This is a genomic window from Streptomyces sp. NPDC107765 (genome assembly GCF_055657085.1).
The window spans coordinates 164,368-177,113 of record NZ_JBVKBL010000004.1; the positions used below are offsets into that span (position 1 = coordinate 164,368).

Below are 12,746 nucleotides of genomic sequence, written 5' to 3' on the forward strand. Positions count from 1 at the left end.
GCGGCGTATCGGCTAGTGGGATTCGGCGATGTGCTGGGTACCGATGCGCTTACGGAACACCCAGTACGTCCAGCCCTGGTAGAGCATCACGAGGGGCGCGGCGATCCCCGCACACCAGGTCATGATCTTCAGGGTGTAGGGGCTGGACGAGGCGTTGCTGACCGTGAGGCTCCAGCTCGCGTTCAGCGTGGAGGGCATGACGTTCGGGAAGAGCGTCAGGAACAGCATGGCGACCGCCGCCGCGATGGTGAGCCCGGAGAAGGCGAACGCCCACCCCTCGCGCCCGATCCTGTTGGCGCCCAGTGCCGCGACCAGCGCGACCACCGCGACGATCATGGCGACCAGGCTGCTGCCGTCGCCCTTGTCCGCCTGGGTCCAGCCCAGGAAGCCGAGCGCGAGCACAGCGGCGACCAGTCCGACGGCACCCGCCATCCTGCGCGCCCGCTCCCGGATGTCCCCCACCGTCTTGAGCGAGGCGAACACCGCGCCGTGGAAGGTGAAGAGCGTGAGCGTGACCAGGCCGCCCAGGATCGCGTACGGGTTGAGCAGGTCGAGCAGGCCGCCGACGTACTCCTTGTGCGCGTCGATCTTCACCCCGCGCACGATGTTGCCGAACGCCACGCCCCACAGCACCGCGGGCAGCAGCGAGGTCCAGAAGATCGCGTGCTCCCAGTTGCGCTGCCAGCGCTCCTCGGGCCGCTTGGCCCGGTACTCGAAGGCCACGCCGCGCACGATCAGACAGACCAGGATGAGCAGCAGCGGCAGGTAGAAGCCGGAGAAGAGGGTGGCGTACCACTCGGGGAAGGCGGCGAAGGTCGCCCCGCCCGCGCTGAGCAGCCAGACCTCGTTGCCGTCCCAGACCGGGCCGATGGTGTTGATCAGCACCCGCTTCTCGCTGCGGTCGCGGGCGAGGAGCTTGGTGAGGACGCCGATCCCGAAGTCGAATCCTTCGAGGAAGAAGTATCCGGTCCACAGGACGGCGATGAGAACGAACCAGACGTCGTGGAGTTGCACGGTCGCCTCCTAGTACGAGAAGGCCATCGGCCGGTCGGCGTCGGCGCTGTCCCCGCCGATCTTGGTGGGCGGGTTGAGGTCGTCGTCGGTGAGCTCCGGGGGCCCGGCCTTGACGTACTTCACCAGCAGCTTGACCTCGACCACGGCGAGGATCGCGTAGAGCGTGGTGAAGACGATCATCGAGGTGAGCACCTCGCCCTGCGAGACGCCGGGGGAGACCGCGTCGGAGGTGCGCAGCACGCCGTAGACGACCCAGGGCTGCCGGCCCGTCTCGGTGAAGATCCAGCCCCACGAGTTCGCGATCAGCGGGAAGCCGAGGGTGACGAAGGCGAGCGACCAGTACCACTTGCTGAGGCGGGCGCCGAGCACCGTGTTCTTGGTGAGCGCGAGCTTCGGTGGTTCCTCGTCACCCGTGCGCAGCCCGGGTGACAGCCAGAACTTCTTGCGGGTGAGCCAGAGACCGGCGAGCCCGATGGCGAACGACGACATGCCGAAGCCGATCATCCAGCGGAAGCCCCAGTAGGCGACGGGGATGTTGGGCCGGTAGTCGCCGGGGCCGAACTTCTGCTGCTCGGACCTGTTGACGTCGTTGATGCCGGGGACCGGCGAGGAGAAGTCGTCATGGGCCAGGAACGAGAGCAGGCCAGGTATCTCGATGGCCACCGTGTTGTGGCCCTTCTCCACGTCTCCGTAGGCGAAGACCGAGAACGGCGCCGGCGCCTCCTTGTCCCAGAGCGCCTCGGCGGCGGCCATCTTCATCGGCTGCTGCTTGAACATGACCTTGCCGAGCGTGTCACCGCTGACCGCGGTGAGGATGCCGGCGATGACCAGGGTGATCAGCCCGAGCCGCAGCGAGGTCCGCATGACCTTGATGTGCTTCTTGCGCATCAGGTGGAAGGCGGAGATGCCGACCATGAACGCGGCGCCCGTGAGGAAGGCGGCGGTCAGCGTGTGGAAGACGACGACCAGGGTGGTGTCCTGGGTCAGCACCTTCCAGAAGTCGGTGAGCTCGGCGCGTCCGGTGGTGGCGTTGTACTTGTAGCCGACCGGGTGCTGCATCCAGGAGTTCGCGGCCAGGATGAAGTACGCCGACAGGATCGTGCCTATGGAGACCATCCACATGCAGAAGCAGTGGAGCTTCTTCGGCAGCTTGTCCCAGCCGAAGATCCACAGGCCGATGAAGGTCGACTCGAAGAAGAACGCGATGAGCGCCTCGAAGGCCAGCGGGGCACCGAAGACGTCACCGACGAACCGCGAGTAGTCGGACCAGTTCATACCGAACTGGAACTCCTGCACGATGCCGGTGACGACACCCATCGCGATGTTGATCAGAAACAGCTTGCCCCAGAACTTCGTGGCCTTGAGGTACTGCTGCTTGCCCGTGCGCACCCATGCGGTCTCGAGCCCGGCCACCAGAGCGGCGAGGGAGATCGTCAGGGGGACGAAGAGGAAGTGGTAGACGGTGGTGATGCCGAATTGCCATCGCGCCAGAGTCTCCGGCGCCAAGGCCAGTTCCATGCCGTGCTCCTTACCTCGCCGTGTGCCCACGGCAATGTCCCTTTTGCGTCACACAAAGCGGTAAATACCGGGACGGGCTTGTGAACGCGTTCACATTCACAAGCAATTATCTCCCATTCCCCCTCACCCTTGGCCAAGGGGGTACGTGACTGCGGTCACGCTCGAATCCATGGCGCATGAAGACGTCCGCCGAGGTTGCGGGGACCTTTCTCCGAGTGTGGACGCCCTCTTCCCCAAGGCTTCAACACATTGTTGAATTCATCGCCATGAAGATCCGCATCACCTGGCCCGCCGGGCAATTGACCGCGACCCTCGACGACACCCCGACCGCGGCGGCGCTCATGGCCGCCCTCCCGGTCGACGCCACCGCCCACACCTGGGGCGAGGAGGTCTACTTCGACACCGGGCTCTCGCCCGCGCTGGAACCTGACGCCCGCCAGGTCGTCGAGGCCGGCACCGTCGCCTTCTGGCCACCGGGCAACGCCCTCGCGCTCCCCTACGGCCCCACGCCGATCTCCGAGGGCGACGAACCCCGGCTGGCCTCCCCCTGCAACGTACTGGGCCGCATCGACGGTGATCCGCGGGCACTGGCCACCGTCCGCAGCGGCGACCCCCTCCACGTAGAGCAGGCGTGAGCAGCCCCGCACGCACGCCGAAGGCCGCGGGTCGACGGACCCGCGGCCTTTGACGTGCCACTCCTCTGCAACGCCTTGCAGAGCCTTCCGGCGCGCCTGCCAGCGCCTTTCGACGCCTTTCAGCGGCTTACAGCGCCTTGCGGAACTCCTCCGCGGCCTGCAGGAACAGATCCATCGCGGCGGTCTCCCCGATCGTGACCCGGACGCCCTCGCCGGCGAACGGCCGCACCACCACGCCGGCCCGCTCACAGGCCGCCGCGAAGTCGGTCGTCCGGTCCCCCAGCCGCAGCCAGACGAAGTTGGCCTGGGTCTCGGGCACCGTCCAGCCCTGCCCGAGCAGCCCGTCGACCACCCGCGCCCGCTCGGCCACCAGCGCATCCACCCGCTCCAGCAGGGCCTGCTCGCTGCGCAGCGACGCCACCGCCGCTTCCTGCGCGAGCTGGCTCACCCCGAACGGCACCGCCGTCTTGCGCAGCGCGGCGGCCACCGGCTCGTGCGCCACCGCGAAGCCCACCCGCAGCCCCGCCAGGCCGTACGCCTTGGAGAAGGTCCGCAGCACGCAGACATTGGGACGGTCGCGGTAGATCTCGATCCCGTCCGGCACCTCGGGGTCGCGGATGAACTCGCGGTACGCCTCGTCCAGCACCACCAGGACGTCCCCCGGCACCCGGTCCAGGAACGACTCCAGCTCCGCACGGCGAACGACGGTGCCGGTGGGGTTGTTGGGGTTGCAGACGAAGATCAGCCGGGTCCGGTCGGTGATCGCGGCGAGCATCGCGTCGAGGTCGTGCACCTCACCGGAGGTCAGCGGGACCTGCACGGAGGTGGCCCCGGACACCTGGGTGATGATCGGGTACGCCTCGAACGACCGCCAGGCGTAGATCACTTCGTCGCCCGGTCCGGCCGTCGACTGGATCAGCTGCTGGGCCACGCCCACCGAGCCGGTGCCGGTCGCCAGATGCTCCACCGGCACCGAGAACCGGTCGGCCAGCTCCGCCATCAGGCCGGTGCAGGCCATGTCCGGGTAACGGTTGAAGGACCCCGCGGCGGTCACCGCGCTCTCCAGGACGCCCGGCAGCGGCGGATAGGGGTTCTCGTTGGAGGACAGCTTGTAGGTGACGGGACCGTCGGCCGGCGCCGGCCGCCCCGGCTTGTAGGTGGGGATGCCGTCCAGCGCCGCACGCAGCTTCGGGGTCTTCTCGCTCACCGCAGGTCCTCCTCGACCGTCCCGTCCATCTCCAATACTGCACACCTTAAGAGGATTGACCCGTTCGGCGGCAGCCCCGGCGGAGATCGGGCGCCCGGCACATCCCTCCGCACCCGTGCACCAAGATCACCCGGACGGGGCCGGCGTGAGAGCTGCGGGGCGCGCCCCACTCGCAGCCGCGCGCCGGTGGCCCACGCCGTGGCGCGCGTCCCTCGTCAAGGTGACTTGAGACCTCTTCGAGACCTGAACCGATCGACAGGTCGAGCCCGCAATTCTCCCCACAAATAGCCAGCACAGCCGCCAACTTCCCTTATTTGTAGGGCATCTGACGACAACTCACCTTGCAGAAACGTGCCTTTCCACTGCCGCAGTCAACGCCCCGCGAATGGCCCTATCGAGCCCTACTATCGGCTCGCCATGACAGCAGCAGGGAAGCACCAGGTGAGCCGGGCGACCGGTCGCCGGCTGGGGCGGGCGGGCATCCGCGATGTGGCCGCCGCAGCCGGTGTGTCGATCACGACCGTCTCCGACGCGCTCAACGGCAAGGGCCGGCTTCCGGATGCCACCCGTAGCCACGTCCGCGAGGTGGCCGACCGGCTGGGCTACCGCCCGTCCGCAGCCGCCCGCACCCTCCGTACCGGCAAGTCGGGACTCCTCGGCCTGACCGTGACCACGTACGGGGATGAACCTTTCACCTTCACCGAATTCGCCTACTTCGCCGAGATGGCCAGAGCGGCCACCTCCGCGGCCCTGGCCCGCGGCTACGCGCTGGTCATCCTCCCCGCGACCTCCCGGCACGACGTGTGGTCCAACGTCGCCCTGGACGGCACGGTCGTCATCGACCCCGCCGACGGCGACCCGGTCGTGACCGAGCTCGTCCGGCACGGCATCCCGGTGGTCTCCGACGGCCGCCCCGGCGGCGCCCTGCCGGTCACCGGATGGGTCGACAACGACCACGAGGCCGCCGTCCTCGGCCTCCTCGACCACCTCGCCGACGCCGGCGCCCGCCGCATCGGCCTGCTCACCGGCACCACCACCGACACCTACACCCGCCTCTCGACCACGGCGTACCTGCGCTGGTGCGAGCGGGTCGGGCAGGATCCGGTCTACGAGTCGTACCCGGCTCACGACCCGTGCGCCGGCGCGGTGGCCGCCGACCGGCTGCTGGCCCGCCCGGACCGGCCGGACGCCGTCTACGGCCTCTTCGACCCCAACGGCACCGATCTGCTCGCCGCCGCCCGGCGCTACGGCCTGCGCGTGCCCGAGGACCTGCTCCTGGTCTGCTGCAGCGAGTCCACCGTCTACGCCACGACCGAACCGCCGATCACCACGCTCTCCCTCAAACCGCGCCGGATCGGCACCGCCGTCGTGCAGATCCTCATCGACGCCATCGAGGGACTCGACACCGGACGCCCGATCGAGCAGGTGATACCGACCGATCTGATCGTGCGCACCTCCTCCCAGCGACGGCCCCCGCGCACGACCATCAGCCCGCCAAGAGGACCCGCCGGCGACTGAACGTGCCGCCGAACACGAACGAGCGGGCGCGCCGGACGACGCCGGAGCGCCCGCGTTGACGCACGGGCGCACGCGTTGACGCAGAAAAAACAGGGCGATCTCGGGAGAAATCAGCCGCGAATGCCAGGCTCCAGCGGATTCACCACCCCCGGGTGCGTCACAACCCGCGACCGGCATTCCTATGATGGGCGGACGACACCGCGGACCGCCGTCGACCAGGCAAGGTCCGAGAGGTGCACGGCGGCGCAACGGTGGAGGGGTCGATGACTCAGGGGGCCAGTCAGGGACCCATGGTGTGGACCATGGGTGGACAAGCTCCGGCGTCCGCTCCGCCGCCCGGAATGTCCGCCGGGTCCCCCGTGCCGCCGGCCGGCCCGCCGCTCCATCTGCCCGCCGGCCCTCCGGTCGCACCGCCCACCGCGCCCCCCGCGGTGCCGCCGGCCGCGCCGCCGGTCGAGCTGCCCGAGGACTACACCCCGACCGCCCGCGACCTGCCGGTCGTCACCCCGGGCCGTACCGACACGCTCATCGACCAGCCGTCCGTCGCGCCGGTCCCCGACCCGGCCAAGAGCTCCGACGCGCCCGAGGGCATGGGCCCCCTCTACGTCGTCGGCGATGTGCACGGCTACTACGACGAGCTGCGCGAGGCGCTGGCCGCCGAGGGCCTGATCGACGCCGACGGCAGCTGGGCGGCCGGCAACGCCCGGCTGTGGTTCCTCGGCGACTTCACCGACCGCGGCCCGGACGGCATCGGCGTGATCGACCTGGTCATGCAGCTGTCCGCGGAGGCCGCGGCGGCCGGCGGCTACTGCAAGGCCCTGATGGGCAATCACGAGCTGCTGCTGCTGGGCGCCAAGCGGTTCGGCGACACCCCCGTGCAGTCCGGCGCCGGCACCGCCTCGTTCCAGGCCGCCTGGCTCCTCAACGGCGGCCAGAAGACCGACATGGACCGCCTGGAGGACCACCACCTGCAGTGGATGGCCCGGCTGGACGCCGTGATGGAGGAGGACGGGCATCTGCTCGTGCACTCCGACACCACCGCCTATCTCGATTACGGCGACTCCATCGAGGCCGTCAACGACACCGTCCACGAGGTCCTCACCCGCAGCGACGCCGACGAAGTCTGGGATCTGTTCCGGAAGTTCACCAAGCGCTTCGCCTTCCGCGACGAGTCCGGCTCGCAGGCCGTACGCGAACTCCTGGACGCCTACGGCGGCGACCGCGTCGTGCACGGCCACAGCCCGATCCCGTACCTCCTGGGCGAGGTCGGCACGGAGGACGGCGAGGGCGACGGCATCGCGGTCGACGGTCCGCACGTCTACGCCGACGGTCTGGCCATCGCCATGGACGGCGGCATCACGATGGCCGGAAAGCTGCTGGTCGTCCAACTCCCCCTGACTGGCTGAGCGTTCCCGGGGCAGGTATCCCCCGGACCGGCGGGACGACCGGTGCGGGGGCAGGAACGAGGGGAGTTACCGGCGGAATCCGGTCGGGCGGTTACTCAATTTCCGCAAACTCTCTGTCACCCCGTACCGGAGTCGCTCTACCATCGGTCTATCCGTAGCAGGCTCTCCTCCGTTTCCGCCCACTGCCCGGCCCACGCCGGCCGTACGGCCCTACGGAGCATCGGGGGATGCACATGAACAGCGCTCCGCACCTGCTGAACGAGGACCGCGCGGAATTCGCGCGGCTCCTTGATGAGGCGCTGCGTACCGCGGAATACCGCCCGGACGACCTCACCGCCGCCACGGGAAAGCATCTGAACAACGAGCAGTTGCGCACGATGGCGCTCAGCGCGACCACCGCCATCGCCGCCTGCGCAACGGCCGAATACCAACGCTATGTCCAGCTCCGTGCCGAGCTGCGGACACCGGCACCGGCCGCATCCGGCCCGGCGTCCGCCCCCGTGGCGCCCGCCGGGGAGCACGAGGAGGACGCCGAGGGGGGGCCGGGACCGGCCACCGACCCGACCACGAGCGGGGCCGGAACCACCGGTGCCGGGCTGGCGGCCGCGGTCACCGTGCTCGCCCCGGTCCTCGCCGGTATCGCCGCCGTGCTCTTTCTCGTCATCGGCTACGTCCTGCGCGCGGTCAGCCCCGACAAGTCGCTGGCGCAGCCGCTGATCAGCGTCGGCTGGGTGTTCGCGGCGCTCACCGCGGCCGGCTCCCTGGTCGCGATGACCTGCCTGGTCGTCACCGCACTGCGCAACGGCCCGTCCGCCGAGTCCGCCAGAGTCGACGAGCTGTACGAGGCCCTGGAGCAGGCCCGGGAGGCATGGCGGCGTGCCCTGCTGGAGCGCGGGCTGCTGCCCTTTCTGCGCGAGGCGCTCGCCGACCCCACGGCCACTCCGGACGACGACCCGGTCCGCTACGTGCCCCGCCGCGCCCCGGTCTCCGAGAGCCGCATCCCGACCCTCGGTTACACCCGCCCCGAGTTCTCCAGCCCCGAAACCGGCTCCCCGGCCTCCCGCCCGCGCTACTCCAGCCCGGACTTCACCAGCCCGGATCACGGAGGGCCGGACGAGGGGACGCACTAGGACGAGGGGGCGTACCAGGAGCCGGGCGGTACGGGCGGTGGTGGAGGCCCTGTTGGGCCCCCACCACACGCGTCGGCCGATCAGTCCGCGAGCGGCAGGTACACCCGGTTCCCCGCTGCCGCGAACTCCTTGGACTTCTCCAGCATCCCGGCCTCGACCTCCTCGGGCGTGGCGTCCGCGTCGCCGCCGAACTGCTCCGTGATGCTCCTGCTGATCTTCATGGAGCAGAACTTCGGCCCGCACATCGAGCAGAAGTGCGCCGTCTTGGCCGGCTCGGCGGGCAGCGTCGCGTCGTGGAAGGCGCGTGCCGTGTCCGGGTCGAGGGCCAGGTTGAACTGGTCCTCCCAGCGGAACTCGAAGCGCGCGTCGGAGAGCGCGTCGTCCCATTCCTGGGCGCCCGGGTGCCCCTTGGCCAGGTCAGCCGCATGGGCCGCGATCTTGTACGTGATCACGCCGGTCTTGACGTCATCGCGGTCCGGCAGGCCCAGGTGCTCCTTGGGCGTGACGTAGCAGAGCATCGCGGTGCCCCACCAGGCGATCATCGCCGCGCCGATACCGGAGGTGATGTGGTCGTAGGCGGGCGCGATGTCGGTGGTCAGCGGCCCGAGCGTGTAGAACGGGGCCTCCTCGCAGATCTCCTGCTGGAGGTCGATGTTCTCCTTGATCTTGTGCATCGGGACGTGTCCCGGGCCCTCGATCATCGTCTGCACGCCGTGCCGCTTGGCGATGGTGTTCAGCTCGCCGAGCGTCTTCAGCTCCGCGAACTGCGCCTCGTCGTTGGCGTCCGCGATGGAGCCGGGGCGCAGGCCGTCACCGAGCGAGTAGGTCACGTCGTAGGAGGCGAGGATCTCGCAGAGCTCCTCGAAGTGCGTGTAGAGGAACGACTCCTTGTGGTGCGCCAGACACCACGCGGCCATGATCGAGCCGCCGCGCGAGACGATGCCGGTCTTGCGGCGGGCGGTGAGCGGCACGTAGCGGAGCAGCACACCGGCGTGCACCGTCATGTAGTCCACGCCCTGTTCTGCCTGCTCGATGACGGTGTCCTTGTAGATCTCCCAGGTCAGCTCCTCCGCCTTGCCGTCGACCTTCTCCAGCGCCTGGTAGAGCGGGACGGTGCCGATCGGGACGGGGGAGTTGCGCAGCACCCACTCGCGGGTGGTGTGGATGTTGCGGCCGGTGGAGAGGTCCATGACCGTGTCCGCGCCCCAGCGGGTCGCCCAGGTCATCTTCTCCACCTCCTCCTCGATGGAGGAAGTGACCGCCGAATTACCGATGTTGGCGTTCACCTTCACCAGGAAGTTCTTGCCGATGATCATCGGCTCGATCTCCGGGTGGTTGACGTTGGCCGGCAGCACGGCCCGCCCCGCCGCGATCTCGTCACGTACGAACTCGGGGCTCACATTCTCGCGGAGGGCGACGTACTCCATCTCCGCGGTGATCTCGCCGCGCCGCGCGTACGCGAGCTGGGTGACCGCGGCGCCGTTACGGCCGCGGCGCGGCTGGCGCGGGCGGCCGGGGAAGACCGCGTCGAGGTTCTTGAGGCCACCGCGCGGCGAGGTGTGCTTGAGTCCGTCGTCCTCCGGCCGCAGGGGCCGGCCCGCGTACTCCTCGGTGTCGCCGCGGCCGATGATCCAGTTCTCCCGCAGCGGCGCCAGGCCACGGCGGACGTCGGTTTCGATGTTCGGGTCGGTATATGGCCCTGACGTGTCGTAGAGCGTCACGTCCTTGCCGTTGGTGAGGTGCACTCGCCGGACCGGTACCCGCAGGTCCGAGCGCGATCCGGAGACATAGCCCTTGTGCCAGCCGATCTCCTTCGGCTCGCTGCTGGCACCGCTTCCGCTTTCGGGCGTGCGTGCATCCTGCAGAGTCATAAGACCCAACTCCCTACGCCGGCATTACCCGGTAACAGGTTCGGCGGTCGACGCAGCGGTATCCGTCCGCCGGTGTTTCACGTGAAACACCGCTGGGACGAAGGTCAGCGCCCTCTCAGCCCGGTGCTCCGAGCTCCCGCGATTGCAAAGGTGGCACCACGGTAGCGGCCGATGCCGCCGAGTGAACAGGGGGCCCGTCGGAACGCAGCACCGACAGCAGCCGCACGTCTTGCGAGCACAGCCGGACCTCTTGCAATGATCGGGCGGTGAGCACTCACGAGCCCCACCTTCAGCCCGGCCGTCCGCAGCCCGGAAGTCAGCAGCCTGGTCGTCAGCAGTCCGGCGCGCAGTCCGGCGCGCAGGCTGGTCCAGTGACTGGTCCGCAGTCCGGCGCGCGGGGGGATGGGCACGGGCATGAGCACGCCCACGCCCATGCCCACGGTCATGGTCACGGGCACAGCCATGGCCATGGACCCGCCGCGCCCGTTTCCCGGCATCTGCGCAAGGTGATCGCGGCGGTCCTGATTCCGTTCGCGGCCGCGGTGGCGGTCGGCCTGGTCGTGCTCTGGCCGGGCGGTGCACCACCGCACAAACCGTCCGGGGTGGGCTTCGACCAGCCCACGGAACGGGCCCGCGTGATCAAGGTCGCGGAGGTCAACTGCGCGGACGTACATGCCGAGCAGCAACCCCAGCCGCCATCGCCGACCGGGCAACAGCCGACCGGGGGAGCGGCAAAGGGAAAGCCCTGCCAGCAGGCGACGATCAAGGTCACCACGGGCGAGAACACCGGACGCACCTTCCAGACGGTGGTGACGCCGGACGCGCTCCGGCACTACTCCACCGGACAGGACGTCGTGGTGGCGTACTCCCCCAAGGCGCCGAAGGAGCTCCAGTACTCGGTCAGCGATGTCGACCGGTCCGTGCCGATGTGGATACTGGCGGGCATCTTCGCCCTGGCGGTCGTCGTCGTGGGGCGGTTGCGCGGGGTGCTGGCGCTGGTGGCCCTGGCGGCCAGCTTCGTCGTCCTGACGCTGTTCATCCTGCCGGCGATACTTCAAGGCTCCGATCCGCTGGTGGTGGCGGTGGTCGGGGGCAGCGCGATCATGCTGATCGCCCTGTACATGTGCCACGGCCTGACGGCGCGTACCTCGGTCGCGGTGCTCGGCACGCTCGCGTCGCTGCTGCTGATCGGTCTGCTGGGGTCCGTATTCATCAACTGGGCGCTGTTGACCGGCAATACGGACGACACCACGGGTCTGGTGCACGGTCTCTATCCGAACATCGAGATCCGCGGTCTGCTGCTGGCGGGGATCATCATCGGGTCCCTGGGCGTGCTCGACGATGTGACGGTCACCCAGACCGCAGCGATCTGGGAGCTACGGGGGGCGGACCCCTCGGCCGGCTGGCGGAAGCTGTACGGCGCGGCTATGCGGATCGGCCGGGATCACATCGCCTCCGTCGTCAACACCCTCGTACTGGCCTACGCGGGTGCCGCCCTGCCGTTGCTTTTGCTGTTTTCCATCGCACAGAGCAGCGTCGGCACGGTCGCCACGAGCGAGGTGGTGGCCGAGGAAATCGTCCGCACCCTGGTGGGCAGCATCGGCCTGGTGGCCTCGGTACCCCTGACGACACTCCTGGCAGCCCTGGTCGTCGCAGCGGACCGCAAGAAGCCCAGCCCACGAGGCAGAGCTGCCCGCCCGAACATTCCCGGGCCCCAGGGTGCCGCACCCCCACCGCCCACCCCCGGGGCGCGGGGTGCAGCAGCCCCACCGGACACCTACGGGACGCAGCAGGCGGCCGGGCCATCAGGGCAAGCAGGAGCCACCCCCCGCGCGAGCTCCAGCCACCGCGGAGGCCGCGGCAGGCGACGTCGGCAGTGAGGGGAGCGGGCGCAGGCCCGGGGCAGGCAAGGGGCCGGGCTGGGCCCGAGCCCGATGTGGTCTGAGCCCCGGGACTGGGCAGGAAACAGGAGGGCCAAGGCCGGTTCGGTCGGGTGAGTTCGGAGGTCCTACCGTGCGCGGGAGCCCGGCGGCCCGGGGACCGGCAGGCTCGGGGGGGCGAAGGCCCGGAGCCCGGAGGCCGGGAAGAGCCAATGGCCTGGGAGGCCAGGGGGCAAGGGAGCCCAGTACGCGGGGGCGCCCGGAGCCAACGGGGCGTGAGGACGCCGCCCCGGTGCTGGCGGACGCTGCCAGGGTGGGCACCGGAAGGCGCGACCGGGTCGCGACCACGTGGGCTCGGCACGGGGCCCGGGAGGCCCGAGAAACGCGGGAGACCGGGGCAGGAGGCGGAAGCCAGGAACTCGGGAGGCCAGGGACCGAAGGCAGGGAAGCCAGCGCCCTGGGAACCGTAGGCGCGGGCCCCCGGAACGCGAGGACGCGCCCCGGGACGTGGGTACGGGGGACGCAGGAAGACGGGAAGACGGGAAGACGGGAACACGGCCACGCGGG

9 protein-coding genes are annotated in these 12,746 nt (G+C 69.8%); 5 read left to right on the forward strand and 4 right to left on the reverse strand.

The features are described 5' to 3' along the window. Positions 1 to 12: 12 nt before the first annotated feature. Together cydB and ACZ7MX_RS12350 are read right to left on the reverse strand one after the other, a co-directional pair. A complete protein-coding gene (gene cydB / locus ACZ7MX_RS12345) occupies positions 13 to 1,014 on the reverse strand; it encodes a cytochrome d ubiquinol oxidase subunit II (protein ID WP_472131506.1) in 1,002 nt (333 codons plus the stop codon). A 9-nt stretch (positions 1,015 to 1,023) separates the two neighbouring features. Further along, a complete protein-coding gene (locus tag ACZ7MX_RS12350) occupies positions 1,024 to 2,532 on the reverse strand; it encodes a cytochrome ubiquinol oxidase subunit I (protein WP_472131507.1) in 1,509 nt (502 codons plus the stop codon). Positions 2,533 to 2,798: 266 nt separating this feature from the next. Between ACZ7MX_RS12350 and ACZ7MX_RS12355 the strand changes: the two genes are divergently transcribed. Further along, on the forward strand, positions 2,799 to 3,167 hold the full coding sequence (locus ACZ7MX_RS12355; protein WP_472131508.1) for a cyclophilin-like fold protein: 369 nt from the start codon (positions 2,799 to 2,801) through the stop codon (positions 3,165 to 3,167). 127 nt (positions 3,168 to 3,294) lie between these two features. Here the strand turns inward: ACZ7MX_RS12355 and hisC are convergent, their stop codons facing one another. Continuing rightward, a complete protein-coding gene (gene hisC / locus ACZ7MX_RS12360) occupies positions 3,295 to 4,374 on the reverse strand; it encodes a histidinol-phosphate transaminase (RefSeq protein ID WP_472131509.1) in 1,080 nt (359 codons plus the stop codon). Between the two features lie 417 nt (positions 4,375 to 4,791). Here hisC and ACZ7MX_RS12365 point away from each other — a divergent pair, with 417 nt between their 5' ends. From ACZ7MX_RS12365 to ACZ7MX_RS12375, 3 genes are all read left to right on the forward strand, one after another. Next, positions 4,792 to 5,892, forward strand: coding sequence for a LacI family DNA-binding transcriptional regulator (locus ACZ7MX_RS12365; protein WP_472131510.1), 1,101 nt, complete (start codon positions 4,792 to 4,794; stop codon positions 5,890 to 5,892). Between the two features lie 302 nt (positions 5,893 to 6,194). Then, a complete protein-coding gene (locus ACZ7MX_RS12370; RefSeq protein WP_472131511.1) occupies positions 6,195 to 7,298 on the forward strand; it encodes a metallophosphoesterase in 1,104 nt (367 codons plus the stop codon). Positions 7,299 to 7,525: 227 nt separating this feature from the next. Further along, complete coding sequence (locus ACZ7MX_RS12375; protein WP_472131512.1) at positions 7,526 to 8,428, forward strand: hypothetical protein; 903 nt, start codon at positions 7,526 to 7,528, stop codon at positions 8,426 to 8,428. Positions 8,429 to 8,508: 80 nt separating this feature from the next. Here ACZ7MX_RS12375 and thiC read toward each other — a convergent pair whose 3' ends face one another. Next, entirely contained in the window at positions 8,509 to 10,299 is a 1,791-nt protein-coding gene (gene thiC, locus ACZ7MX_RS12380; protein WP_472131513.1) for a phosphomethylpyrimidine synthase ThiC, read from the reverse strand. 371 nt (positions 10,300 to 10,670) lie between these two features. On the opposite strand from thiC, the gene ACZ7MX_RS12385 reads away from it, so the two are divergent. Next, positions 10,671 to 12,179 (forward strand): YibE/F family protein, encoded by a 1,509-nt coding sequence (locus ACZ7MX_RS12385; protein ID WP_472131514.1) that lies wholly within the window; start codon positions 10,671 to 10,673, stop codon positions 12,177 to 12,179. Positions 12,180 to 12,746 lie beyond the last annotated feature (567 nt).

Coding starts and splice junctions, on each gene's coding strand:
- ACZ7MX_RS12350 (WP_472131507.1), bottom strand. CDS start 2,532: ATGGAACTGGCCTTGGCGCCGGAGACTCTGGCGCGATGGCAATTCGGC.
- ACZ7MX_RS12355 (WP_472131508.1), top strand. CDS start 2,799: ATGAAGATCCGCATCACCTGGCCCGCCGGGCAATTGACCGCGACCCTC.
- ACZ7MX_RS12365 (WP_472131510.1), top strand. CDS start 4,792: ATGACAGCAGCAGGGAAGCACCAGGTGAGCCGGGCGACCGGTCGCCGG.
- ACZ7MX_RS12370 (WP_472131511.1), top strand. CDS start 6,195: ATGGGTGGACAAGCTCCGGCGTCCGCTCCGCCGCCCGGAATGTCCGCC.
- ACZ7MX_RS12375 (WP_472131512.1), top strand. CDS start 7,526: ATGCACATGAACAGCGCTCCGCACCTGCTGAACGAGGACCGCGCGGAA.
- thiC (WP_472131513.1), bottom strand. CDS start 10,299: ATGACTCTGCAGGATGCACGCACGCCCGAAAGCGGAAGCGGTGCCAGC.